This is a genomic window from Amycolatopsis sp. cmx-8-4, from assembly GCF_046548675.1.
Taxonomy (GTDB): Bacteria; Actinomycetota; Actinomycetes; order Mycobacteriales; family Pseudonocardiaceae; genus Amycolatopsis.
The window spans coordinates 144,161-168,884 of the sequence record NZ_JAEBDZ010000015.1; the positions used below are offsets into that span (position 1 = coordinate 144,161).

At 71.5% G+C, this 24,724-nt stretch carries 23 protein-coding genes; 16 read left to right on the forward strand and 7 right to left on the reverse strand.

The window, feature by feature from the left end; all coding sequences use genetic code 11:
- Positions 1–178: 178 nt before the first annotated feature.
- The 11 genes from ACLJQZ_RS29420 (at position 179) to ACLJQZ_RS29470 (ending at position 14,417) form a co-directional block, all read left to right on the forward strand.
- Positions 179–1,915 carry a DUF2207 family protein gene (locus ACLJQZ_RS29420; protein ID WP_410623104.1) on the forward strand — a complete coding sequence of 579 codons (1,737 nt, stop codon included), beginning with the start codon at positions 179–181 and terminating at the stop codon, positions 1,913–1,915.
- 1 nt (position 1,916) lies between these two features.
- The gene (locus tag ACLJQZ_RS29425) at positions 1,917–3,464 is read left to right on the forward strand and encodes a DUF2207 domain-containing protein (protein ID WP_410623105.1); all 1,548 of its coding nucleotides are present in this window, start codon (positions 1,917–1,919) and stop codon (positions 3,462–3,464) included.
- A gap of 63 nt (positions 3,465–3,527) precedes the next feature.
- Positions 3,528–4,820, forward strand: coding sequence for a M16 family metallopeptidase (locus ACLJQZ_RS29430; protein WP_410623106.1), 1,293 nt, complete (start codon positions 3,528–3,530; stop codon positions 4,818–4,820).
- Entirely contained in the window at positions 4,817–6,208 is a 1,392-nt protein-coding gene (locus ACLJQZ_RS29435; protein WP_410623107.1) for a M16 family metallopeptidase, read from the forward strand. Before ACLJQZ_RS29430 ends, ACLJQZ_RS29435 begins: the two co-directional genes overlap by 4 nt.
- A complete protein-coding gene (gene nudC, locus ACLJQZ_RS29440; protein ID WP_410623108.1) occupies positions 6,208–7,227 on the forward strand; it encodes an NAD(+) diphosphatase in 1,020 nt (339 codons plus the stop codon). The genes ACLJQZ_RS29435 and nudC overlap by 1 nt, the downstream gene beginning before the upstream one ends.
- 424 nt (positions 7,228–7,651) lie before the next feature.
- Positions 7,652–8,887, forward strand: coding sequence for an ROK family transcriptional regulator (locus ACLJQZ_RS29445; RefSeq protein ID WP_410623174.1), 1,236 nt, complete (start codon positions 7,652–7,654; stop codon positions 8,885–8,887).
- A gap of 23 nt (positions 8,888–8,910) precedes the next feature.
- Positions 8,911–10,272: an extracellular solute-binding protein gene (locus tag ACLJQZ_RS29450; RefSeq protein ID WP_410623109.1), complete on the forward strand. Its 1,362-nt coding sequence runs from the start codon at positions 8,911–8,913 to the stop codon at positions 10,270–10,272.
- Positions 10,269–11,303 carry a carbohydrate ABC transporter permease gene (locus ACLJQZ_RS29455; RefSeq protein ID WP_410623110.1) on the forward strand — a complete coding sequence of 345 codons (1,035 nt, stop codon included), beginning with the start codon at positions 10,269–10,271 and terminating at the stop codon, positions 11,301–11,303. Before ACLJQZ_RS29450 ends, ACLJQZ_RS29455 begins: the two co-directional genes overlap by 4 nt.
- Positions 11,300–12,190: a carbohydrate ABC transporter permease gene (locus ACLJQZ_RS29460; RefSeq protein ID WP_410623111.1), complete on the forward strand. Its 891-nt coding sequence runs from the start codon at positions 11,300–11,302 to the stop codon at positions 12,188–12,190. Before ACLJQZ_RS29455 ends, ACLJQZ_RS29460 begins: the two co-directional genes overlap by 4 nt.
- Positions 12,187–13,452 (forward strand): 6-phospho-beta-glucosidase, encoded by a 1,266-nt coding sequence (locus tag ACLJQZ_RS29465; RefSeq protein ID WP_410623112.1) that lies wholly within the window; start codon positions 12,187–12,189, stop codon positions 13,450–13,452. The genes ACLJQZ_RS29460 and ACLJQZ_RS29465 overlap by 4 nt, the downstream gene beginning before the upstream one ends.
- On the forward strand, positions 13,449–14,417 hold the full coding sequence (locus ACLJQZ_RS29470) for an N-acetylglucosamine kinase (protein WP_410623113.1): 969 nt from the start codon (positions 13,449–13,451) through the stop codon (positions 14,415–14,417). The genes ACLJQZ_RS29465 and ACLJQZ_RS29470 overlap by 4 nt, the downstream gene beginning before the upstream one ends.
- Before the next feature lie 51 nt (positions 14,418–14,468).
- Here the strand turns inward: ACLJQZ_RS29470 and ACLJQZ_RS29475 are convergent, their stop codons facing one another.
- The 4 genes from ACLJQZ_RS29475 to ACLJQZ_RS29490 all read right to left on the reverse strand — a co-directional run bounded on the left by ACLJQZ_RS29475 (position 14,469) and on the right by ACLJQZ_RS29490 (position 17,427).
- Positions 14,469–14,975 (reverse strand): SRPBCC domain-containing protein, encoded by a 507-nt coding sequence (locus ACLJQZ_RS29475; RefSeq protein WP_410623114.1) that lies wholly within the window; start codon positions 14,973–14,975, stop codon positions 14,469–14,471.
- On the reverse strand, positions 14,972–15,295 hold the full coding sequence (locus ACLJQZ_RS29480; RefSeq protein ID WP_410623115.1) for an ArsR/SmtB family transcription factor: 324 nt from the start codon (positions 15,293–15,295) through the stop codon (positions 14,972–14,974). Before ACLJQZ_RS29480 ends, ACLJQZ_RS29475 begins: the two co-directional genes overlap by 4 nt.
- A gap of 273 nt (positions 15,296–15,568) precedes the next feature.
- Positions 15,569–16,936 (reverse strand): gluconate:H+ symporter, encoded by a 1,368-nt coding sequence (locus tag ACLJQZ_RS29485; protein WP_410623116.1) that lies wholly within the window; start codon positions 16,934–16,936, stop codon positions 15,569–15,571.
- Positions 16,933–17,427, reverse strand: coding sequence for a gluconokinase (locus tag ACLJQZ_RS29490; RefSeq protein WP_410623117.1), 495 nt, complete (start codon positions 17,425–17,427; stop codon positions 16,933–16,935). Before ACLJQZ_RS29490 ends, ACLJQZ_RS29485 begins: the two co-directional genes overlap by 4 nt.
- Positions 17,428–17,531: 104 nt before the next feature.
- Between ACLJQZ_RS29490 and ACLJQZ_RS29495 the strand changes: the two genes are divergently transcribed.
- Positions 17,532–18,224, forward strand: coding sequence for a FadR/GntR family transcriptional regulator (locus tag ACLJQZ_RS29495; protein WP_410623118.1), 693 nt, complete (start codon positions 17,532–17,534; stop codon positions 18,222–18,224).
- Positions 18,225–18,378: 154 nt separating this feature from the next.
- A complete protein-coding gene (locus ACLJQZ_RS29500; protein ID WP_328646135.1) occupies positions 18,379–19,269 on the forward strand; it encodes a cobalamin biosynthesis protein in 891 nt (296 codons plus the stop codon).
- A 1-nt stretch (position 19,270) separates the two neighbouring features.
- Here the strand turns inward: ACLJQZ_RS29500 and ACLJQZ_RS29505 are convergent, their stop codons facing one another.
- From ACLJQZ_RS29505 to ACLJQZ_RS29515, 3 genes are read right to left on the reverse strand one after another with little or no spacing between them, the layout of a single operon-like run.
- The gene (locus ACLJQZ_RS29505) at positions 19,271–19,894 is read right to left on the reverse strand and encodes an FMN-binding negative transcriptional regulator (protein WP_410623119.1); all 624 of its coding nucleotides are present in this window, start codon (positions 19,892–19,894) and stop codon (positions 19,271–19,273) included.
- 50 nt (positions 19,895–19,944) lie between these two features.
- A complete protein-coding gene (locus ACLJQZ_RS29510) occupies positions 19,945–20,790 on the reverse strand; it encodes an SURF1 family protein (protein WP_410623120.1) in 846 nt (281 codons plus the stop codon).
- 60 nt (positions 20,791–20,850) lie between these two features.
- Complete coding sequence (locus ACLJQZ_RS29515; protein WP_410623121.1) at positions 20,851–21,312, reverse strand: low molecular weight protein-tyrosine-phosphatase; 462 nt, start codon at positions 21,310–21,312, stop codon at positions 20,851–20,853.
- A 514-nt stretch (positions 21,313–21,826) separates the two neighbouring features.
- Between ACLJQZ_RS29515 and ACLJQZ_RS29520 the strand changes: the two genes are divergently transcribed.
- From ACLJQZ_RS29520 to ACLJQZ_RS29530, 3 genes are all read left to right on the forward strand, one after another.
- Entirely contained in the window at positions 21,827–22,648 is an 822-nt protein-coding gene (locus tag ACLJQZ_RS29520; protein ID WP_410623122.1) for a Nif3-like dinuclear metal center hexameric protein, read from the forward strand.
- Positions 22,649–22,658: 10 nt separating this feature from the next.
- Positions 22,659–23,396 carry a zinc ribbon domain-containing protein gene (locus tag ACLJQZ_RS29525; RefSeq protein ID WP_410623123.1) on the forward strand — a complete coding sequence of 246 codons (738 nt, stop codon included), beginning with the start codon at positions 22,659–22,661 and terminating at the stop codon, positions 23,394–23,396.
- 83 nt (positions 23,397–23,479) lie between these two features.
- Entirely contained in the window at positions 23,480–24,595 is a 1,116-nt protein-coding gene (locus ACLJQZ_RS29530; RefSeq protein WP_410623175.1) for a bifunctional RNase H/acid phosphatase, read from the forward strand.
- Positions 24,596–24,724 lie beyond the last annotated feature (129 nt).

The window sequence follows — 24,724 nt, forward strand, 5'->3', positions numbered from 1 at the left end:
GCGGCAACGGCGGCCGGCCCGGTGGTGGCACCGGACGTCGCGGGTCGTGCGGACCCTGCGGCGGTTGGGACATCTGTGTGGAACCCCCCGTGGACTCACCCCGTCGGAACCGGCGTACCCGCGCTGATCTCGCCGTTCCGGCCGTCAGCATAGATCCAGTGCTCTAGGGTGTGGTGCTGTGTTGAGGAAACTGGGGCTCGTCGTCGCGGCGGGTGTGCTGGCCGCCGCCGGGCCCGCGGCCGCCGCCGACGGGCCGACCGGGCCGACAGCGGGGCCGCCCCTGCCCGCGCAGCCGAGCGAGCAGGTCAAGAAGCCGCAGCTGCTCGGCAGTGACGTCCCGGGCGTCCAGGCCCCGGACGGCGCCACCGCCGACGTCGCGCTCAAGCTCCTGCGCGACGGCTCCCTCTCCGTCACCGAAAAGGTCACCGTCCCCGGCGGGCAGCAGCTCGTTTCCCGCGTCCCGCTGCGGGTTGCGGCCGGTGACGACCAGGACCGCGTCTTCGCCGTCCGCGACGTCAAGACCGAGGGCGCGGCCGCCGGCCGGATCACCGGCGACCAGCTCGTCCTCACCTTCACCGGTGGCAGCTCCACCGTCACCTACCTCGTCGACGGCGTCGTCGCCGACCAGGGCGGCCGGCAGCAGGCGCGCTGGCAGGCCGCGAGCGGATTCGACGGCCCGGTCGCCAAGCTCACCGCGTCCTTCATCGCGCCGTCGCCGGAGCTGTCCCCTGTGGACTGTTTCGCCGGCCCGATCGGCTCCAGCCGGCGCTGCACGCTCAGCGAGCTCGACCACACCGGCGTCGTGCGCCTGGAGCAGAACGACGTCCAGCCGGGCGACCGCGTCGACCTGCTGGTCGGCCTGCCCGCGAACACCGCGCCGGCCACCGCGAAGTTCGCCGGCATCGGCCTGCTCGCCAACGCCTTCGCCCTGACGCCGCTGACCGGCGTCGCCTTCGCCGTCCTCCTGGTCCTGCTCGCCGCCGCCGCGGTCTTCGTGGTGCGCCGCCGCAAGCAGGACGCGGGTGCGCTCACCGCCGCGACCGGCCCGGTCGAGGTCCTGCTGCGCGACGGCGAACGCGTCTACTTCGCCTCCCCGGACGGCGTGCTGCCCGGGCAGGTCGGCACGGTGATCGACGAGACCGTCGACGTCGTCGACATCAGCGCCACCGTCGTCGACCTGGCCGTCCGCAACTACCTGTGGCTCGCGGAAGTACCAGGGCCCGACTGGCAGCTCGCCCGCCGCAACCCGCCGGACGAGCACCTGCACGACTTCGAGCGCGCGGTCTACGAAACGCTCCTGCCGGCGGGCACCGACGCCGTGCTCGTGTCGCAGCTGCGCGCCCGCGGCGGCCTCGACCTGCGCCGGATCAGCGACGCGATGTACGCCGACGTCGTCACCAAGCGCTGGTTCTCCCGTCGTCCTGACACCGCGCGCGGCGGCTTGACCTGGCTCGGCGCCGGGATCTTCGTGCTCGGCCTGGTCGTCACGGCGATCCTCACCTTCACCGTCGGGTACGCGCTGCTCGGCGTCGCGCTCGCGCTCGCCGGGCTCGGCGTCGCCGCCGCGGCCGCGCTGCTGCCCTCGCGCACCGCGCGCGGCCGGGTGCTCGTCGGCCAGGTCCGCGGCCTGCTGCACTACCTGCACCACGCCAAGGCCGAGGACATCCCGCCGGGCGACCGCGAGATGGTGTTCTCCCGGTCGCTGCCGTACGCGGTGGTGCTGGGCGACACCGAACGCTGGCTGGGCGCCTTCGCCGCGCTCAACCCGGCGTCGGACGGCACGGCCGGCCTCTACTGGTACGGCGGCATGGAGGCCGACAGCGACCTGCGCCGGTTCGGCACGCACTTCCCGTCGTTCCTGACCGCGCTCGACGGACTGCTCACCGAGTCCGGCCGCGCCACCTCGCCGCGCTGACGTGCTCGCGGCGGCGGTGCTGACGCTCGTCCTGGCCGCGGCGCCGGTGGACCAGCCACCGCCGCCCGCGTTGCCGCAGAGCGCCGAGATCCAGCTCAAGGTGGAGCGCGACGGCTCGCTTTCGGTCGCCGAGGCGGTGTCGGTGCCGGGCGGCGTCACGATGGACCGCCGGGTCCCGCTGCGGGTCCCGGCGCCGCACCACCGCGACCGCGTCTACGGCGTGCGCGACGTCGTCCTCGAAGGCAGCGGCACGGCCTCGGTGGACCAGGACGCCTTCACGATCCACCTGACGGCCGGCACGTCGACCGTCAGGTACACAGTGGACGGTGCGGTCGACGGCGACCGCGTCACCTGGGAGCTGGCCGGCGGCTGGAGCACCGACCTGAAGTTCCTCCGCGCGTCCTTCGCGGCGCCCAGGATCCCGACGGCGGTCGACTGCCTGGCCGGACCGGCCGATTCGGACTTCTCCTGCGGCGCCGCGCAGATCGACCACGCCGGGCTGACCCGGTTCAGCCAGCAGAACCTCCTCGCGGGCCAGCGGATGACGGCCACCGTCGAGCTGCCGGCGGGCACCGTCCCGGCCAACGCCCGCCTGGTGCCGGCCAAGACGCTCGCGGGCGCGTTCGTCGTCACCGCCCCGGTCGGCTGGGCCTGGGCGGGCTTCGGCGCGCTGCTGCTGGCCGCGGCCACGTTCGTGCTGTTCGCGCGCCGCCGGGACGCCGGCGCGGGGGAGCCGCCGAAGGCCGAGCTGGTCTCGGCGAACGGCGAGTTCGCGTCACCGGAAGGCGTGCTGCCGGGCCACGTCGGCCTGCTGCTGCACGGCCGGACCGGCGCGGCGGACCTCGCCGCGACCGTGCTCGACCTGGCCGTCCGCAACTACCTCTGGGTGAGTGACGGCTCCCGGCTGACCCGCCGCAACCCGGCCGACGAGCACCTGACCTCCTTCGAACGTGCGGTCTTCGAGGCGGTCCTGCCGGAGGACCCGGTGACCCTTGCCGAACTGCGGCGCGACCACGTCGGCATCGCACCGGGGGAGCTGTACGCCGACGCCGTCCGCCGCGGCTGGCTCGCGCCGCGGCCCGGCCGGCTCCGCCGCGCCGGGATCCGGGTCGTCTGCTACGGCGTGTTCCTGACCGTCCTGCTCGCGCTGACCGCCGGGTACGCCCAGCTCGGCGTCATCCTCGCGCTGGCCGGGGCGGCCGCCGCGGTGGTCTCGGCGGCGCTGCCCGCGCGCCGGCGAGCCGGTCTCGACGTCGCACGGCGGCTCCGCGGGGTCGCCGCGAAACTGGGTTCCGTGAAGGTGAAGGACCTCGGCAAGCCCCAACGGGAACTGGTGTTCTCACGCGGCCTGCCGTACGCGCTCGCTCTGGGCGAACTAGGGCCGTGGGTGGCCGCGTTCGACGGTCTCGAGCACCCGCCGACGGTCTACTGGCACGACGGCGACATCACCCCTGACCAGGCCGGATCCTTCGCGATCAACCTGGCTGGCGCGCTCGCGGCGGCCCATCGTGGTCGCCTCCAGGGCCTCGTGAGTGGTAATTCGGGTTAGAACCCGAATTACCACTCACGAGGCGGGACGCGGAGAGCGGGCGAGCCGTCGTAGGGTGGGGTCATGGCCGATCCCGAGCTCGTCCGATACACCCTAGACAACGGTTTGCGCGTGGTCCTCGCACCCGACGCGACCGCGCCGGTGGTCGGCGTCAGCGTGCACTACGACGTGGGTTTCCGCTCCGAGCCGGAGGGGCGCACCGGTTTCGCGCACCTCTTCGAGCACCTGATGTTCCAGGGCTCCGAGAGCCTGGAGAAACTCGCCCACTTCCGGCACGTCCAGTCCAGCGGCGGCACCTTCAACGGGTCCACCCATCCGGACTACACCGACTACTTCGAGGTGCTGCCGAGCGCCGCGCTGGAACGCGCGCTGTTCCTCGAAGCCGACCGGATGCGCGCGCCGAAGCTGACCGCCGAGAACCTGGCGAACCAGATCGACGTCGTGAAAGAGGAGATCCGGCTCAACGTGCTGAACCGGCCGTACGGCGGGTTCCCGTGGATCACCCTGCCGCCGGTCCTGTACTCGACGTTCCCCAACGCGCACAACGGTTATGGCGGCTTCGAGGACCTCGAGAGCGCCACGGTCGAAGACTGCGCCGCGTTCTTCGACACCTACTACTCGCCGGCCAACGCCGTGCTCACCGTGGCGGGCGACTTCGAGATCGCCGGCGCCAAGGACCTGATCGAGAAGAACTTCGGCGACGTCCCGCACCGGCCGGCGCCGCAGCGGCCGTCGTTCGCCGAGCCGCTGCCGACCAGCGAGCTGCTGGGCGAGACGATCGACCCGCACGCCCCGCTGCCCGCGCTCGCCGTCGGCTACCGGATGCCGGACCCGATCAACGACGTCGGCGGCTACCTCGCCTACCTCGTGCTGGCCGGCGTGCTGACCGACGGCGACGGCTCCCGGCTGCAGCAGCGGCTGGTGCACAAGGAGCCCCTGGTCGTCGACATCGGCGCCGGCGCCGGGCTGTTCGGCCCGTTCGAGGCCCGCGACCCGGACACGTTCACCATCACCCTGATCCACCCGCACGAGGTGCCGCGCGAGCGCGTGCTCGCGGCGCTGGACGACGAGCTCGAGAAGATCGCCGAGAACCCGCCGGACGAGCAGGAACTGCGCAAGGTCACCGCGCGCTGGACCGCGAGCCTGCACTCCGAGCACGACCGCCTGGTGTCCCGGACCCTCGCGCTCGGCTCGTTCGAACTGCTCTACGGCGACGCCTCGCTGGTCTACCAGCTCGCGGACCGGATGTCCGCCGTCACCTCGGAAGCCGTTTCGGCGGCGGCGAAGGCGCTGCGCCCCGACGCGCGCGCCGTCCTGGTGGTCAAGCCCGCTTCGGAAGGGACCAACGAGCAGTGAGCTCCCCCACGACTTCTGCAACGCACCGCAGCGCCGAGGAGATCGGCCGCACCGCGCGGGGGCCGCGCCCGCTGCCCCCGCTCGGCGAGCAGCGGTCCGCCGCCGACCTGTCCCATGTGGACACCACGCTGGCCAACGGCCTGCGCGTGGTGGCCGTGCGCAAGGCGACCGTGCCGATGGTCGAGGCCCGGCTGTGGATCCCGTTCGCGGGTGACGACAAGCTGCACCCGGCGATCGCCGAGGTGCTCGCCGAGACCATCCTCACCGGCACCGCGCGCCGCAACCGCATCGAGATCGACGCCGAGCTGGCGCTGATCGGCGGCGACATCGGCTGCGGCGTCGACCCGGAACGCCTGGTGCTGACCGGCTCCGCGCTCGCCGGCAAGCTGCCGACGTTCCTCGACGTGCTCGGCGACGTCCTCACCGGCGCGACCTACGCCGACGAGGAGATCGCCCGCGAGAAGGAGCGGCTGGTCGAGCGGATCGCCGTCTCCCGCACCCAGCCGCGCACGATCGCCCGCGAAGCGCTGCAGAAGCACCGCTACGGCGACCACCCGGCCACCCGCGAGGTGCCGCAGGCGGAGGACGTCGCCGTCGTGACGCCCGAGCAGGTCCGCGCGCTGCACCAGGCGTCCGTGCAGGCGCGCGGTTCGGTGCTGGTGCTGGTCGGCGACATCGACCCGACCGCGGTGATCGGCGACCTGGAGAAGGTGCTCGGCGCCTGGGCGTCGGACCGCTCGGCCGTGCGGCTCCCGGCGTTGCCGGACCTGACCGGCCCGAGCGTGCTGCTGGTGCCGCGCGCCGGCGCCGTCCAGTCGCAGATCCGGCTGTCCGCGCAGACCGTGCCGCGCACCGACCCGGGGTACGCCGCGCTGCAGCTGGCGAACCTGGCCTACGGCGGGTACTTCTCGTCGCGGCTGGTCGAGAACATCCGCGAGAACAAGGGGTACACCTACTCCGCGCACTCCGGCTTCGAGTTCACCGACGGCACCGCGGTGGTCAACGTCGACGCGGACACCGCCACCGACGCGACCGCCCCGGCGCTGCTGGAGACCCGCTACGAGCTGGGCCGCCTCGGCCAGGTCCCGCCGGCGGGCGACGAGCTGGAGTCGGTGCGGCAGTACGCGATCGGCTCGCTGCTGACGTCGACGTCGTCGCAGTCCGGTCTGGCCGGCCAGGTGCTGGCACTGGCGTCGACCGGGCTGGGCCTGGAGTGGCTCAACGAGCACCCGGCGCGGGTCGCCGCCGTGACCGCCGAAGAGGTGGCCGACGCGGCGCTGAAGTTCTTCGCCCCCAAGCGGTTCACCGGCGTGGTCGTCGGCGACGCGGCGGTCCTGGAACGCAAGCTCCTCGCGCTCGGCGACGTCGTAGTGGGCGAGCCGGCCTGATGTCCGTCCCGTTCTCCCTCGGTGCCCTGCCGACCCTGTCGAGGTCCACTGTGGACCGTCAGGAAGGCTTGCGCACCAACCCTTCACGCTTGGTTTCGCGCTGGGCCGACGCCCGGGTCGTCCTCCTGGACGACACCGGGCGCACCCCGGTCGTCGAGGGCTCGTCGGTGCTGGCGTTCCGCAAGGCGGTCGACTTCGGCACGGCACCGCCGTCGGACGCGGTGTTCCTCGGCGAGTGGCAGGACACCGACTACTGGTCGCTCCCGGGCGGCCCTTCGGGTGAAACCGACACGGTGAAGATGGCCGGGAGCTGGGGCTTCGTCGAAGAGGTCCCGCGCGTCGACGGCGAGATCTGGGTCGAGCTGCGTGGGTACGGCGACCTGCTGGACGACACGTCGGCAGGCTTGTTCACGACGGCGCAGGCGTTGCGCAACTGGCGTCGCCAGGCCAAGTTCTGCACCCGCTGCGGAAATCCCACGGAGCTGATCCAGTTCGGCTGGGCGAGCAAGTGCACGCACGACGGCCGCGAGGAGTACCCGCGCACCGACCCGGCGGTGATCTGCCTGGTCCACTCGCTGGAGGGCACGAACGGATCCCACGTGCTGCTGGCCCGCCAGCCGATCTGGCCGGCCGGTCGCTATTCGGTGCTGGCCGGGTTCGTCGAGGCGGGCGAGTCGCTGGAGGCGTGCGTGCTCCGCGAGATCCGCGAAGAGGTGGGCGCCGCGGTGTCGGACGTCCGGTACCTCGGCAGCCAGCCGTGGCCGTTCCCGCGCTCGATCATGCTGGGCTTCACGGCCCGGGCGGATCGCACGTTGCCGCTGGTCCCGGCGGACGGCGAGATCGAAGAGGCGCTGTGGGTGTCACGCGCGGAGGTGCGCGCGGCGTTCGAGAACAGTTCACTGCGAAACGAGGGCGCCAAGCCGACCCCGATCGCGGACGGCGCGGCGGAGATCCTCCTGCCGGGCAACTCGTCCATCGCCCGCGTGATGCTCAAGGCCTGGGCGGACGCGGAGGAGTAAGTCGTACGTCTCTGAAGGCCACCTGAGGACTTCCCTCATGGTGGCCTTCAGTGCGTTCGGGGTCGTCGCCGATCAGGCGGGTGCCGTGCCGGATGGGCGCAGTTCGACCGTGACTCGAAGCCGGTCGATTCGTCGACACTCCCCGGTGGACGTGCGCGTCCGCGTGGTCCGGTGGCGGCCACCGCAAGCCGCTTTCCGGTGACCCGCTGACCGGCGCAAACGCCGCGTCGCAACTCCTCCACCAGCCGAAACGGCGGCCGGGCTAGTGGGATCCGCCGTGTCACACGCGCGACTTCAAGCGTTACCTGGCCGTTTCCCGAGCCCGTTGACGGCTGTGCCGCGGCTCACTACAGTCCCCGGAAACCGTCTGTAAAGTATCCTAATTAAGTCGGGAGCGACGACAGTGCGAGCCGGTAGCCCGCGGATGCTGCGCGAGATCAACGATCGCGCCGCTATCGAGGTCCTCCTGCGGGAGGGCCCGCTGACGCGCGCCGAGCTCGAGCTGGCCATCGGTCTTTCCAAGCCCGCCACCGCGCAGCTGCTCACCCGCCTCGAGCAGGACAACCTGGTCGTCAAGGCCGGTGTCAGGGGTGGCGGTCGCGGGCCGCGCGCCCAGCTCTGGTCGGCCAACGGCGGCCTCGCCCGCGTCGCCGCCGTCGATCTCACCCCGCACGTCGCGGACTTCGTCGTCGCCGACGTCGCCGGGACGATCCTCGCCGAGCACCAGGTCGCGCTGCCCGTCCACGAAGGCGCCGACGTCGTCGGGACCTTCGGCGAGGCTCTCAGCCACGTCGCCGAAGCGGCCGGGATCACCCGCGAAGAGCTCGCCCACGTCGTCATCGGCGCGCAGGGCGCCTTCGACCCGCGCACCGGCCTGCTCTCCTCCGCGCCGCACATCCCGGGCTGGCTCGGCTTCGACGTCCCGCAGAAGCTCAGCGACGAACTCGGCGTCGACGTCCTGATCGAGAACGACGTCAACCTCGTCGCCGTCGAGGAGATGAGTGCCGGGAAGGCCCAGGACGTCGACGACTTCGTCATGGTGTGGCTGTCCGAAGGCGTCGGCGGCGCGGTCGTCATCGGCCGGCGGCTGCTGCGCGGCGCCACCGGCGGCGGCGGCGAGATCGACTGGATGCGCGTGCCCGACCCGGCGACCGTCGACACCGGCGACGTCTGGCCCGAGGCCGGCGCCCGGTTCGGCAACCTCGTCGACTCGCCCGCCATCTGCCGGCTGGCCGCCGCGCACGGCATCACCGCCGCGACCGCCTGGGACGCCGTCACCCAAGCCGGAATGCAGCACCCCTTCCTCGACGACCTCGCACGGCGCGTCGCCGGGGGCATCGCGAACCTCGTCGCCGTCGCCGACCCGCAGCTCGTCCTGCTCTGCGGCGACACCAGCCGCGCCGGCGGCGAGAACTTCGCCGCGCTGGTGCAGGACCGGCTGCACACGCTCGTCCTGCCGCGCACGCCGGTCGGCTGCGCTTCGGTGCAGGGCAACGCCGTCCGCGCGGGCGCGCTGCAGTCCGCGCTCGCCAAAACCCGTGAGGACGTCTTCGGCGTCGTCACCCCCACGCTCCTCGGGTCGCGCCGACCCGCGGTCGGACCCTCGCCCGGTAAAGCGGCGGTCCCGAACACCCGTCCCGCCCCGTCCCCAACCGAGTAGCCCAACCGATGAGGAGGAGGGCCATGCGCCCTACCAACCGGACCCGTCGCGGCGCAGCGTTAATCGCCGTGGCCGCGGCGTCCGTCCTGCTGACCAGCGCCTGTTCCGGCGCCGCCGCGCCCAGTGGCGGCGGTGACGCGGCCGCAGCGCCCGGCAAGGACGACAAGCTCACGATCACCGTCTACAGCAAGTTCACCGACCGCGAGTACGGCGTCGTCACCGCGGGCCTGAACAAGCTCAAGGCGAAGTTCCCGAACATCGAGATCAAGCACGAGGGCAACCAGGACGACGACAAGCTCACGCAGTCGATCCGCGGTGGCAACCCGCCCGACGTCGCGATCTCGTTCTACACCGACAACCTCGGCGCCTGGTGCTCCAACGGCAGCTTCCAGGACCTGAAGCCCTACATCGACCGCGACAAGATCGACCTCAACCAGATCCCCGAAGCGGTCCGGAACTACACCGAGTACCAAGGCAAGCGCTGCGCGATGCCGATGCTCGCCGACGTCTACGGCCTCTACTACAACAAGGACCTGTTCGCGGCGAAGGGCATCACGTCGCCGCCGAAGACCACCGACGAGTGGCTCGAAGACGCCAAGAAGCTGACCGAGTACAACGCGGACGGCTCGATCAAGGTCGCCGGCTTCCTGCCGTCCATGCCGTTCTACGGCAACCAGGCCCAGTACTGGGCGCCGAACTTCGGCGCGCCGTTCATCGGCCCGGACGGCAAGTCGGACCTCGCCACCAACCCCGGCTGGAAGGCGATGTTCGAGTTCCAGCAGAAGCTGATCGACGCGCTCGGCGGCCACGACAAGGTCGAGAAGTTCAAGGCCGGCCTCGGTGACGAGTACTCCGCCGACAACGGCTTCCAGAAGGGCAAGCTGGCGATGATCTACGACGGTGAGTTCCGCACCGCGTTCATCAAGGACCAGGCGCCGACGCTGAACTACGCCACCGCGCCCGCCCCGGTGCTCAGCACCATGGCCGACAAGTACGGCAGCGCCTTCACCACCGGCACGATCATCGCGATCCCCAAGGGCGCCAAGAACCCGGGCGCCGCGTGGGAGCTGATCAAGCAGGCCACCCTGGACACCGACACCCTGGTGGACATGGCCAACGGCCTGAAGAACGTGCCCAGCACGAAGGCCTCGCTGACGTCGCCGCGCCTCGACCTGCAGCCGCAGTTCAAGACGTTCCTCGACATGTACGACAGCGGCAAGCTCGTGTCGAACCAGACCACCCCGATCGGTGACGCGCACCTCAAGGCGGTCAACGACTTCGCCGAGAAGTGGCAGGCCGGCTCGATCCCCGATCTGACCGAAGGCCTGAAGAAGGTGGACGCGCAGATCGACGACGAACTGAAGCAGAAGGGCGCGGGCGGATGACTCTGTCCGACGGGGCCTCGGCGGTAAAGAGTGCCTCGCCCCGCACCCTCCCCTCAACGACCGACGGAACCCCGTCCGCGCCCGAAAAGGCGCGGGCGGGGGCCCGCCGGGCCGGCAAGCGCCGCCGGACCGCGCTGTTCTTCATGGCCCCGGCGCTCGTCGGGTTCCTGGTCTTCTTCGGCTACCCGCTGATCGCCACGGTCTACTACTCCTTCACCAAGTACGACCTGATCAACCCGCCGCAGTTCATCGGGTTCGACAACTACGTCCGGATGTTCACCACCGAGCCGCTCGTCGGCGTCGCGGCGTACAACACGCTGTGGCTGGTGGTCATCCTGACGACGTGCCGGGTGCTGTTCTCCCTCGGCATCGCGTCGGTGATCTCCCGGCTGAAGTCGGGCGTCGGCCTGGTGCGGACGCTCTGCTACCTGCCGACGCTGGCCCCGCCCGCGGCGGCGACGCTGGCGTTCGTCTTCGTGTTCAACCCCGAGTTCGGCCCGGTGAACCGGTTCCTGCGGCTCATCGGCATCGACGGCGGCCTGTGGTTCAACAGCCCGGCCATGTCGAAGCCCGCGCTGACGCTGCTCGCGCTGTGGGGCTCCGGCGAGCTGATGATCATCATCCTGGCCGCGCTGCTCGACGTCCCGACCGAGCAGTACGAGGCCGCCGAGCTCGACGGCGCCGGCTCGGTCCGCAAGTTCTGGCACGTCACGCTGCCGTCGATCTCGCCGGTGCTGCTGTTCGGCGTGGTCAACTCGATCATCTACGCGCTGCAGTTCTTCACGCAGGCGATCGTCGCGGCGTCCGCTTCGGCGGGCACGGCCGACGTCGCCGGCAACTCGAAGCTCATCGGCGCACCCGAAAACTCGACGCTGACGTATCCGATCTGGCTGTACGTCCAGGGTTTCCGCTACTTCAACATGGGTTACGCGGCGGCGATGGCGGTGCTGCTGTTCATCGTTTCGGCGGGCTTCACCTGGATTCTGGTGCGGCAGCTTCGTAAGTCCCAGCACCAGGAGGAGGGGACATGACCGCGTTGGCGGAAGCACCGCAGAAGCCGGCGGGTGTGCACCCGAAGGTGCGGTTCAAGCGGAGCTGGGACAGGCGCCTGTCCTGGATCGCGTTGCACGCGACCGGGATCGCGCTCGGCGTGATCTTCATGCTGCCGCTGCTGTTCGTCTTCCTCACCGCGGTGATGGCGGACGACCAGGCGATGACGGCGAGCCTGTGGCCGAGCGTGTGGCACTTCGAGAACTTCGTGACGGTGTTCCAGAAGGCGCCGCTGCTGGAGTACTTCGGCAACAGCCTGCTGTACTCGGGGCTGGCGACGATCGGCGCGCTGCTCTCGGCGATCCCGGCGGCGTACGCGCTGGCGAAACTGCGGTGGCGCGGGCAGAACCTGTTCTTCATGCTCACGGTGGCCGCGATGATGCTGCCGCCGCAGGTGACCGTCGTCCCGCTGTACGACCTGTGGGTGCGGCTCGGGCTCACCGGCACGCTCGTGCCGCTGATCACGCCGTACTTCTTCTTCGACGCCTTCTCGATCTTCCTGCTCCGGCAGTTCTTCCTCACCATTCCGAAGGACTACCTCGAAGCCGCGAAGATCGACGGCTGCAACGAGTTCCAGGCGATGTACCGGGTGCTGATCCCGATGGCGAAGCCCGGAATCGCGGCCACCGCGATGTTCTGCTTCCTGTTCACCTGGAACGACTACTTCGGGCCGCTGCTCTACACGGGCGAGGACCAGGACCACTGGCCGCTGTCGCTGGCGATCGCGTCCTTCCGCGGCATGCACCACGTCGAGTGGAACATGACGATGGCGGCGACCGCGCTGATCATGGCGCCGGTGATCATCCTGTTCATCTTCGCCCAGAAGTCGTTCGTCAAGGGCATCACATTCACGGGAGTCAAGGGATGAAGCTGGCAGTCGTCGGTGGCGGGTCCACCTACACGCCGGAGCTGATCGACGGGATCGCCGGTCGCCGGTCCACTTTGGACGTCGACGAGATCGTGCTGGTCGACCCGGACGCCTATCGCGTCGAGGCCGTCGGCGGGTTCAGCCAGCGGCTGCTCGCGCACGCCGGGCACCCCGCGCGGGTCCGGACGACGCAGTCGCTGGAAGAGGGCGTCGACGGCGCGTCGGCCGTGCTGATCCAGCTGCGCGTCGGCGGCCAGCGGGCGCGGCGCTCCGACGAGACGTTCCCGCACGCCTGCGGCTGCGTCGGCCAGGAGACGACCGGTGCGGGCGGGCTCGCGAAGGCGCTGCGCACGGTGCCGGTGGTGCTCGACATCGCCGAGCGCGTCCGCAAGATCGCCGGCGACGACACGTGGATCGTCAACTTCACCAACCCGGTCGGCATCGTCACGCGCGCCCTGCTCAACGAGGGGCACCGCGCGGTCGGGCTGTGCAACGTCGCGATCAACCTGCAGCGGCAGTTCGGGAAGCTGCTGGGCGTCGGCGCGGACGACGTCAAGCTCGTCCACACCGGACTGAACCACCTGAGCTGGGAGCGCGGCGCGCTCGTCGACGGCGTCGACCGGCTGCCGGAGCTGCTGGAGAAGCACCTGGACTATCTGTCCAATGAGGTCAGTGTGCCCCAGAAGTGGTTGCGGCGGATGAACGTCGTGCCGTCGTACTACCTGAAGTACTTCTACGCGCACGACGAGCAGGTCACCAAGCAGCGCACCGAGCGGCCGCGGGCGGACGTCGTCAGCGACGTCGAGGAAGAGCTGCTGAAGATCTACCTCGACCCGGAGGAGAACACCAAGCCGGAGTCGCTGGAGAAGCGCGGCGGCGCGTACTACTCCGAGGCCGCGGTGCAGCTGGTGCACGCGCTGACCGCGGACGGCCCGGCCGAAGAGCACGTGGTGAACGTCCGCAATGACGGCACGTTCGGCTTCCTGCCGGACGACGCCGTCATCGAGGTTCGGTCCACTGTGGACTCGAAGGGCGCCACGCCGATCGCGCAGACGCCGGTGGAGCCGCAGTTCTCCGGGCTCATCGCGGCGACGACGGCGTACGAGTTCCTCGCGCTGGAAGCGGCGGTCAAGGGCGGCCGCGACCGCGTGGCCGACGCGCTGCTCGCGCACCCGCTGGTCGGGCAGTACACGAAGGCCGACACGCTCGCCGATTCGCTGGTGCAGATCAACCGTGAGTACCTGCCCTGGGCCCGCGGATGAAGCCAGCTGTCATCGCGATCGACGGCGGCAACAGCAAAACCGAGGTCCTCGTGGTGTCCCGCGAAGGCGTCGTGCTGGGAAAGTCGCGCGGTCCCGGTGCTTCTCCGCAGAACGTCGGCGTCGCGGCCTGCGTCGCGGCGCTGGAAGACCTGGTACTGGAGGCTTTCCCGGCTCGCGGGGAGAAGCCGTTCGCGGTGCACACGTCGGCGTACCTGGCCGGGCTCGACTTCCCGCGCGAGGAGGAGGCGCTGCACGCGGCGCTGGCGGCCCGCGGGTGGAGCGACACGCTGACCGTCGGCAACGACACCCTCGCGCTGCTCCGGGCGGGCAGCGCGGGGATCGGCGTGGCGGTGGTGTGCGGTGCCGGGATCAACGGCGCCGGCGTCGGCCCGGACGGGCGCGTGCACCGCTTTCCCGCGCTGGGCAAGATCTCCGGCGACTGGGGCGGCGGTTACCGCCTCGGCGAGGAGGCCCTGTGGTGGGCGGTCCGCGCCGAGGACGGCCGCGGCCCGCGCACGTCGCTCCGCGAGGCCGTCGCCGGCTTCTTCGGCCGCGAGACGCTGTTCGACGTCGTCCAGGGCCTGCACTTCGAAGAAATCCCGGCTGCCTCGATCCACGGGCTCTGCCCGCTGTTGTTCGAGGTGGCCGCGGCGGGCGACGAGGTGGCGGCGGACATCGTGACGAGGTTCGTCGAGGAGGTCAGCGTGTTCGCCGCGGTGATCCTCCGGAAGCTGGACCTCACGGAGGACACCCCGGAGATCGTCCTCGGCGGCGGTGTCCTGACCGGCATCGGCACCCCGGTGATCGCGGAGATCGAGCGGCGGTGCCTGAAGGTGGCGCCGCGCGCGGTGGTCCGCGTGGTGGACGTCAACCCCGTGGTGGGGGCGGCCCTGTTCGGGCTGGACACCCTGGACGCGCCGGCGTCCGCGAAGGCCGCGCTGAAGGCCGCGACCCAGCGCGCGTAGACCCCCGGTGGGCCGGCTCGAAGCGGCGCGAGCCGGCCTGCCGGGCCCTCGTCAGGCCGGCACGATGACGTCGCCGGTCTCCAGCAGGGTCTTGAGGTCGGAGAGGATCCAGGCCCAGCCCCCGCCCGCAGCTTGGCCCGGCCCGGCGTCGACGTCCTCGTGCTCCCCGCCGACCATCGCCCCGGTGGCGGGCGCGCCGGTGACGTCGTGGGTGACGGTGAGCCTGGTGCCGGCGGTCTGCGTCGCTTCGATGTCGTAGGTGACGGTCGTGTAGGGCTCGTCCGCCATGGCCGGGTCCATCAGCAGTTTCCACGTGATGACGAGTCTGCGCGGCGGATCGGCCTCGAGGACCTCGCCGTCGATCAGGTCACCGGTCAAACCCGCGTCGATGAAGGCCTGCGTCGGGTGGGTCCGGTGCTTGCCGCCCGCCTTCAGATCGAAGTCGACGAGGCCGGTGTAGCCGTACTTCTGGGTCCACTCGGGCTTGGTGATGGCTTCCCAGATCCGCTCCGGGGTGGCCTTGATGTAGATGCGGTTGACCTGCACGGTGTTCGTCATGGTTCGTCGCCTTCCAGTTCGCTCTTGAGATCGAGCAGCGCGGTCACCCGGCGCTCGGTGTACTTGTCGATCCACCGGTCGTGGATCTCCCGGATCGGCACGGGGTTGAGGAAGTGCAGCTTTTCCCGCCCTTCCTTCCGCGCGACGACCAGGCCGGCCTCTTCGAGCAGCTTGAGGTGCTTCATCACGCCGAAGCGGCTCATGTCGACTTGCGTTTCGAGTTCGGTGAGCGTGCGCCCGTCACGCTCGAAGAGCAGGTCGAGCAGGAACCGGCGGGTCGGATCCGCCAGCGCCTTGAACACCAGGTCGTCGTCGGGCACGCCGAAAGAATAGGTGACCAAAAGGTCACATGTCAACGGTCGCCGTGTCGACCTCCGGATCACACGTGTCGACCCTCCAGTCACGCGTGTCGACGTTCTGATCACGGGCCGGGCGGCTCGGATCGAGGCAGCTCGACGTTCGCCGTGTGACGGAAAGGTCGACACGCGTGATCCGGGAGTCGACACGCGTGTTTGGAGGGACGACACGGCGAATGTCCTGAAGGGCACCCTCGGGGACTCAAGATCCCTGAGGGTGCCCTTCAGGACATCGGGCTACACCACCAGCGACAGCGGCAGGATCAGCGCGATCGCCACCACCGAAATCAGCGTCTCCATCACCGACCAGCTCTTCAGCGTCTGCCCGACCGTCAGCCCGAAGTACTCCTTGACCAGCCAGAACCCCGCGTCGTTCACGTGCGAGAAGAACAGCGACCCGGCCCCGATCGCCAGCACCAGCAGCGCGCTGTGCGACGGGTCCATCGTGGCGGCCAGCGGTGCGACGATGCCCGCCGCCGAGACCGTCGCGACCGTGGCCGAGCCCGTCGCCAGGCGGATCGCCGCCGCCACCAGCCAGCCCAGCAGCAGCGGCGAGAGGTTCGCGTCCTTGGCCAGGCCCGTGATGACGTCGCCGACACCGGCGTCGACCAGGGTCTGCTTGAAGCCGCCGCCGGCGCCGACGATCAGCAGGATCCCGGCGATCGGGCCCAGCGCGTCACCGACCACAGTGGACAGTTGGCCGCGGCCGAGGCCGGCCGGACGGCCCAGCAGGACCATGCCGACCAGTACCGCCGCGAGCAGCGCGATCAGCGGGTCGCCGATGAAGTCCAGGATCTTGCGCGCCTGGCTTTCCTTGTCCAGCAGGATGTCCGACAGCGCCTTCGCGAGCATGAGCACGACCGGCAGCAGGACCGTCGACAGCGTCGCGGCGAAGCTGGGGCGCGGCTTGTCCGTGTCCGCTCGCTCCGGAACCAGCCGCGCGGGTGCCACGGCGTCCGGCACCATCCGGGCGGCGAGCTTGCCGAACAGCGGGCCCGCGATGACCAGCGTCGGGATGCCGACGAGCAGGCCGAACGCCAGCGTGATCCCGACGTTCGCGTTCAGCGCGCCCGCCGCGGCGAGCGGACCGGGGTGCGGCGGGACCAGGCCGTGCAGCACCGAAAGCCCGGCGAGGGCGGGAATCCCCAGCAGCATCAACGGTTTCCCGGTACGCTTGACCGCCAGCAGCACGACCGGGATCAGCATGACCAGGCCGATCTCGAAGAACATCGGCAGCCCGATCAGCGCCGCGACCAGGGCCATCGCCCACGGCAGCGCGGCGCCGCGGGCCTTGCCGAGCACGGTGTCGACGATCTGGTCGGCACCACCGGAGTCGGCCAGCAGCTTGCCGAGCATCGCGCCGAGCGCGATGAGGATGCCGACCGAGGCGACCGTGCTGCCGACGCCGTTGGAGAAGCTCTTGATCAGCTTGTCGACCGGCATCCCGGCGGTCAGGCCGAGCACCAGCGAGCCGAGCACCAACGACAGGAACGGGTGCAGCTTCACCTTGGTGATCAGCACGACGATCACCGCGATGGCGACGACGGTCGCGCCGATCAGGCGGGTGTCGTGGCCGGTCCAGGCGGCGGCGAGGACGGACGTCATGCGAGCTCCCGGAAGGCGGTCAACGCGGCTCCGGTGATCTCACCGGGGGTGTCGCGGATGTCGAAGATCGCGCCGGGCTCGTCCGGCTCGAGGGGTTCGAGGTCGGCGAGCTGCGAGTCCAAAAGGGACACCGGCATGAAGTGGCCCTTGCGGGTCTGCATGCGCTCGGCGAGGATTTCGCGGTCGCCGTGCAGGTGGGCGAACCAGACGTTTCCGCCGGTGCGCAGGACGTCGCGGTAGCGGCGCTTGAGCGCGGACGACGTCACGACACCGCCGGTGTCCTGGTGCGCGCGGATCCAGCCGGCGATGGCCTCGAGCCAGGGGGCGCGGTCCGCGTCGGTCAGCGGCGTCCCGGCGGTCATCTTGTCGATGTTGGCCTGCGGGTGGAACGTGTCGGCCTCGGCGTACTCGACGCCCAGCGCGTTCGCCAGCGCCGTGCCGACCGTCGTCTTCCCGGAGCCCGACACCCCCATCACCACGATGACGGTCATCCCGCACCTCCCACTTCGTTGTGCTCGGGTGAGTCAAACTCAAAAGTACTACTTATTCAAGATTAAGTGCTACTTAATCGAGTCAGTTCGCTAGGTTGGGGGTCGTGGGGAACGACAGGCACGACCAGGTCCTGGACGAGCTCGGCGCGGCGATCGCGAACGGTTCGCTGCCGCCGGGGACGGTGCTGCGGTCCGAAGAGCTCCAGGAACGCTTCGGTGCTTCGCGGACGGTAGCGCGTGAAGTGGTCCGAGTGCTCGAGACGATGCGCCTGACCAGCAGCAAGCGGCGCGTCGGGGTGATCGTGCGGGACCCGGGGGAGTGGAACCACTACGACCCGAAGCTGATCCGCTGGCAGCTCGACGGCCCGTCGCGCCCGGCCGCCCTGGCCACGCTGAACGAGCTGCGTTCGGCGATCGAGCCGTGCGCGGCGCGCTACGCGGCCCTGCGCGCGACCCCGGAGGAGCGCGGCCGCCTCGGCGCGCTGGGCGAACGGCTGGCGCGGACGGCGAAGGCGCGCGACCTCCCGGCGTTCCTCGGGTTCGACATCGCGTTCCACGACCTGCTGCTCACGGCGTCCGGGAACCCGATGTTCGCGCAGCTGTCCGAGGTCGTCGCGGAGGTGCTGACCGGCCGGACCGGCCACGGCCTGATGCCCCCGGAACCCCAGCCCGAGGCGGTGGCCCTGCACCTGGAGGTGGCGGCCGCGGTGACGGCGGGCGACGCGGACCGGGCCGAGCGCGCGATGCGCGACATCGTGGTCCAGGCGCGCGAGGAGATCGCGGCGCTGGTGGAGTGAACCCGGCGCGGGACCACGCTCTCGTCGCCGGCTTGCGGCTCTCCGGCCCCGCGAACCCGCGGCTGACCTGACAGTCGTCCCGGGGCTGCGGAGGGTGTTCCCGGGGCGAGTAGCCTCTCCTCGAACTGGACTTTCTTTCTGCCGGGGGGCACAGGTGAGCGCGGCGCGCGCGATCGGACTGGTGTTGGGCGTAGCGGCCGACGGCGCCCTCGGCGACCCGCGCCGGCGTCCGCCGGTGACGGCCTTCCGCCGCTTCGGGCCCGCGCCGGGCGCCGCGGTGGCCGTGGCCGCCGTGCTGGGCGGCCTGGTGCTCGAACGCGCCGGCCGTGGCCGTCCGCTGGTGCAGGCCTCGGCGACCGCCGTCACGACCTGGGCCGTGCTCGGCGCGGCGGGCCTGGCGCTGCAGGGCACCGAGCTCGCGCGCGACCTCGAGGAGTGCCGGTTCGAGCCGGCCCGCTCGACACTGTCCGAACTGGACCCCCGCGTCGCCGACGGGCTGGGCCCGGTCGCGCTGTCGCGGGCTTCGGTGGAAACGTTGGCGGAGAACACATCCGACGCCGTCGTCGCGCCGCTGGTGTGGGGCGCGGTGGCGGGCGTCCCGGGCCTGCTCGGCGCGCGGGCGGTCAGCCTGCTGCGCCGCACGCGCGGCGGCCGCCCCGGCCACTGGGCGCTCGACCGTCTCGACGAGCTCGTCCACCTGGTCCCGACCCGCATCGCGGCGGGCCTGACGGTGCTGGCGGCCCCGGTGGTCGGCGGCTCGGCGGGCGGCGCGTGGCGCGCGTGGCGCCGCGACACGATCGCGCACCCCAGCCCCAACGCGGGCCGCGTGGAGGCGGCGTTCGCGGGAGCGCTGGAGATCCGCGTCGGCGGCCGGACGGTGTACCCGCACGGCATCGAGGAGCGCCCGGTGCTGGGCGTCGGCCGCAACCCGGACGCCGGTCACGTGACACGCGCGGTGGAACTGTCCCGCGTGGTCGGCTGGCTGGCCGGCGTGACGTCGGTGCTGCTCGCGGTGGTCGCGGGCCTCTGGCGCCGCAACCGCTGAGTCAGCCGCGGCGACGCAGCTGGGTCAGGGCCTCCGCGTCCAGCCGCCCATCTCGCTCGGCCAGCTGGGCGCCGATCCGCTCGCCGTCCTCTTCCGTCCGGTTTCCGCCGAACTTGAACTTCGCGCGCACGCCCGTGATCGTGAACTCGATCCCGCGGATCCCGGGCAGCAGCCGCCGGTCGGGGGCGTCCGTCGCGCTCACCGGGGCGCGCGCTCCGTCGGTCTCGAAGTGGCGCAACTGCTTGTCCAGCAAGGAAGCCTTCGCCGCCGGGTCGTCGACCAGCCGGACGTCGCCCTCGAGCTGGACCGTCGCGTAGTACGACGTCGGCACGCCGCGCGCCGGGTCGGCGCCGGACGCCGTGTTCCAGTCCGCGCGGATGTACGTGTAGTCGTCGACCACCGTCAGCAGCGCGCGCGGGTGCTCCTCCAGCAGCGGCCAGATCGGGTTGGGGCGGGCCAGGTGCGTGACGATCGTGCGGTCGCCGTCGTAGGCGAAGTGCGCGGGCGTGACCATCGGCAGGTCGCGGCCGGTGCCGCCGGCGATCAGCTGGCCGAAGTCGTGGCCGGCCAGCCAGTCCCGCCACTCGGCGTCGTCCTTCGCGGCGTCCCAGGGGTGGATCAGCATGAGCCCAGTATGAAGACCGCAAGTGGCCTCGCCCCAGGGCCATTTCCGGCTTACTTCGAAGGGCCACTTTCGGCGTACTCGGCCTCGTCCTCGGCCAGGATCTCCGAGACGGACTTCCGTCGCGTCCGCTCGCCCGGCTCCTTCGGCGCGGTCAGCGCGCCACCCGGCTTCAGCTCGCGGACGGTGAAGTACAGCCAGCCGAGCACCGCCATCGCGCCGAACGCGATCCACTGCAGCGCGTACGAGAAGAACGGTCCCGAATCGGTCTGCGGCAGCGGCAGCGCGCCCAGCACGCCGGGCTGATCGGTGTCGAGCTGAAAGTACCCGGGCCGGATGTCGATCTTGCCCGCCCGCGCGACGACCTTCGAGTCGACGACGTAGCTCTGCAGCCGCCCGCCGGTCGACGCGTCGGCGAACGCGTCGCGGTTCTTCGGGTCGGTCTCGTCGCTGCGCACCCGCGCGGTGACCCGCACGGTCCCGCCCGGCGCCGGCGCGAAGGGCAGCACGCCGGACTTGCTGTCGAGCTTGACGAACCCGCGGTCGATCAGCACGACCGTGCCGTCGGTCGTCCGCAACGGCGTCAGCACCTCGTAGGCGCCCTCGCCCTGCACGGTCCGCAGCCGGGCGACGACCTCCTTGTCCGGGAGGTACCGGCCGGTGATCGACACGAGGTGCCACTCGGTGTGCTGATCGGGCGCGGCGCCCGGCGCCAGCAGCCGGTCGAGCGGCACCGGCGCGGCCGTGAACGACGTCTCGAGCGAGGAGTTCTGCTGCTCGCGCTCGGTGTTGCGGCCGAACTGCCACGGCGACAAGAGCGTGAAGCAACAGACGGCGAAGGCGAACACCACCACCGTCAGAGCCAGCCACCCGGGCTGGAGCAGGAACCGCAACCGCACCCCACCACGGTAGGCCGTGCCCGGTCCGGGCCGCCCGCCGACCTCGGTCAATGTGACGCGTCAGGGGTGCGAACGCACCCAATCCAGCAAACCGGGCACCGCGCGTTCGAGCATGCCGAGGACGTCCTCGAAGCCGTCGTCACCGCCGTAGTAGGGGTCCGGCACCTCGGCGCCGTCCGGGGCCGACGGGTCGAACGACCGCAGCAGCCGCACCTTCGCCGGATCGTCGACGCGGGCCCGCAGGAACTCGGCGTGCCCTTCGTCGGCGGCGAGCAGGAGGTCGGCGCCGAGGTCCTCGTCGGAGACCTCGGACGCGACGTGCCGGGTGGGGTAGCCGTGGGCCTCGAGGGTCGCCCTGGCCCGCTTGTCGGCGGGTTCCCCTTCGTGCCAGCCGCCGGTCCCGGCACTGGTGACGCGGACGGCGTCGGCGAGGCCGGCGTCGTCGAGCTCCTTCCGGAGGACGAGCTCGGCCATGGGAGAGCGGCAGATGTTGCCGGAGCAGACAACGACGATCCGAAGCATGCGGCGAGCGTAACCACCGGCCCGGTGGGTTCACCTGGTCTGCTCACCGCTCGGCGGTACCACCGGCCCGCACCGGGCACCTAGCGTCGATCACGCGAGGACGCGAACCGGAAGGAGAGCGATCATGCACGGGTGCTGCTCGAAGTGCACCGGCCAGGGCTGCGGCTGCTGCGGCAACTGCAACTGACCCCCGCACGGCGCTCGCGGCGGCGGTGATCCGCCGCCGGAGCGCCCCCTAACGCGGCAGGTCGCCGAGACGGCTTCTTTCGTGCGCGAGCGTGCAGGGCGTCGAAGCGGTGGAGGACGTCGGCGGCGAGAAGCTGCCGCTGAGGACACGAACGGGCTGCTCGTGCCGGAAGCGTGACCGCCGGCTCCGTCGGCAGGCTGCGCCGCGAGATCCGTGAGGCGCCACAACGACGACGCCGGGGCCCTGCAGGCCAAGAGCGCCACCATCACCGTGACGAGCCAGGACCGAAGCCGCACGGCCCGAAACGCTCCATGCGAAGATCCCCGGATGCCCGCCCTTTCCGAAGTCATCACCGTTCTGGAGCAGGCGTACCCGCCGGCGCTCGCCGAGTCGTGGGACGCCGTCGGCCTCGTCTGCGGCGACCCGGCCGAGCCCGTGACGCGCGTGCTCTTCTGCGTCGACCCCGGCGCCGACACCCTCGACGAAGCCGCCGAGCTCGGCGCGCAGCTGATCGTCGCGCACCACCCGCTGCTGCTGCGCGGCGTGCACGGCGTCCCCGCCGACACGGCGAAGGGCGCGCTCGTGCACCGGATGATCCGCGCCGGGATCGCGCTCTACTGCGCGCACACCAACGCCGACTCCGCCGACCCCGGCGTCTCCGACGCGCTCGCCGAAGCGATCGGCCTCCGCGTCCTGCGGCCCCTCGACCCGAAGCCGGACGGCGTCACGGGCCTCGGCCGCATCGGCGAACTGCCGGAGCCGGAACCCTTCGGCGTCTTCGTGCAGCGCGTCGCGGACGCTCTGCCCGCGACCGTCCCCGGCGTGCTCGGCGCGGGCGACGAAGACCGCCCGATCCGCACCGTCGCCGTCTCCGGCGGGGCCGGGGACTCCTACCTCGCGCTGGCCACCGAAGCCGGGGTCGACGCCTACGTCACCGCCGACCTGCGGCATCACCCCGCGGGTGAGCACCTGGCGAGCCCGGGCCCGGTGCCCGCGCTGGTCGGGCTGACCCACTGGGCCAGCGAATGGCCCTGGTGCAGGCAAGCCTCGGCGGTCGTGGCGCGAGCGTTTGCGGGTAACGTCGACATCCGCGTCTCCACGCGGTGCACCGACCCGTGGAACGTCCGCGCCGAGCGCACATCGAATTAAGAGGAGCACCGTGAAGGCCGAACCCGCCGTGCAGCGCCAGTTGCTCGAGCTCGCCAAGGTGGACGCCGAGCTCTCGCGCACCGCGCACCGTCGCCGCACCCTTCCCGAGCTGGCCGAGATCGACGCCGGGGAGAAGACCGTCCGGGATCGCCGCGACGCGCTCGTGTCCACGGAGACCGCCGCGTCCGACCTCGACCGGGAGGTGGCCCGGCAGGAGAAGGAGATCGAGTCGGTGCGCGCCCGCGAGGACCGCGACCGCAAGCTCCTGGCGTCCGGATCCGTGAACTCCAAGCAGATGACCGACATCGAGCACGAGCTGCAGACCCTGCAGCGCCGGCAGAGCGCGCTGGAAGACGACCTCCTGGAGCTGATGGAGCAGCGCGAGGCGCTGGGCCTGGACGCGCAGCGCACCGGCGCCGAGGTCGACAAGGCCGAGTCCGAGGTCGCCGCCGCGATCATCCGCCGTGACGAGGCGTTCAAGGACCTCGACACCATCCGCGCCCGCCGCGACGAAGACCGCGCGAAGCTGCTGCCGCGCTTCCCGGAGCCGCTGCTGAAGCTGTACGAGCGCGTCCGCGAGCACAAGGGGATCGGCGCCGCGCTGCTGCGCGCCCGCCGGTGCGGCGCCTGCCAGCTCGAGCTGGACCGCAACACCGTCAACGAGATCAAGGGCGGCCCCGAGGACGACGTCGTGCAGTGCGAGAACTGCGGCGCGATCCTGGTCAGGACCGTGGAGTCCGGCCTGTGACCGAGCACAGTGATTCCGGGGGTGCAACCCCCGGACCCCGCCCGAGGGGCTCCGCCCCCACGGACCCCCCAAAGCATGTCGTCATCGAGGCCGACGGCGGGTCCCGGGGCAACCCGGGCCCGGCCGGCTACGGCGCCGTGGTCAAGGACGCCGCGACCGACGAAGTCCTGGCCGAGCGCAAGGAAGGCCTCGGCGTCGTCACCAACAACGTCGCCGAGTACCGCGGCCTGATCGCCGGGCTCGCCGCCGCGGCCGAGCTCGGAGCGTCCACTGTGGACGTCCGGATGGACTCGAAGCTCGTGGTGGAGCAGATGTCCGGACGCTGGAAGATCAAGCACCCGGACATGCAGCCGCTCGCCGCGCAGGCGAAGGAGATCGCCGCCGGCTTCACGCGCGTCCGCTACGAGTGGATCCCGCGCGCGCAGAACTCGCACGCCGACCGGCTGGCCAACGAGGCGATGGACGCGGCCACCGGGAAGCCGGCCGCCGGCAAGCCCGCCCCGGCCACGCCGAAGCTGCCGACCCGGAAGCCGGACCGCGCCGTCGTCGCCTGGACCGGCGCCAGCGGCACCCCGACCCGGCTGCTCCTGCTGCGCCACGGCCAGACGGAGATGTCGGCGTTGCGGCGCTACTCCGGCCGCGGCGACGTCCCGCTCACCGAGCTCGGCCGCGCGCAGGCGGCCGCGGCGGCGAAGCGGCTGGCCGCGACCGAGGGCCTGATCGTCGACGGCGAGTCTGTCCCGATCATCTCCTCGCCGCTCACGCGCACGAAGCAGACCGCGCAGGCCGTCGCCGACGCGCTCGGCGGCCGCGTCGAGACCCATCCCGGCCTCATCGAGACCGACTTCGGCGAGTGGGAGGGGCTCACGTTCGCCGAGTCCGCCGACCGCGACCCGGACCTGCACCGCTCCTGGATCGGCGACAGCTCGGTCCCGCCGCCCGGCGGCGAGAGCTTCGACGTCGTCCACCAGCGCGTCCGCAAGGCCCGCGACGAGCTGATCGCCGAGCACGGCGGCCGGACGCTGGTGCTGGTCAGCCACGTGACGCCGATCAAGACGCTGCTGCGGATGGGCCTGGACGCCGGGCCGTCGCTGCTGTTCCGGCTGCACCTGGACCTGGCGTCGCTGTCGATCGTCGAGTTCTACCCGGACGGCAACGCGTCGGTCCGGCTGGTGAACGACACGTCGCACCTGAGCTGACCGGGGACAACTGTGGGGTGGATCACGCTCAATGGCGACGCGTGGCCGACCCCCGATGGGGTATTGGCTACAGTGGCTCGACCGCGGCGCCGCGGCGGTGGGCCCGGCCTCGGGTCCATTCATGGGGCG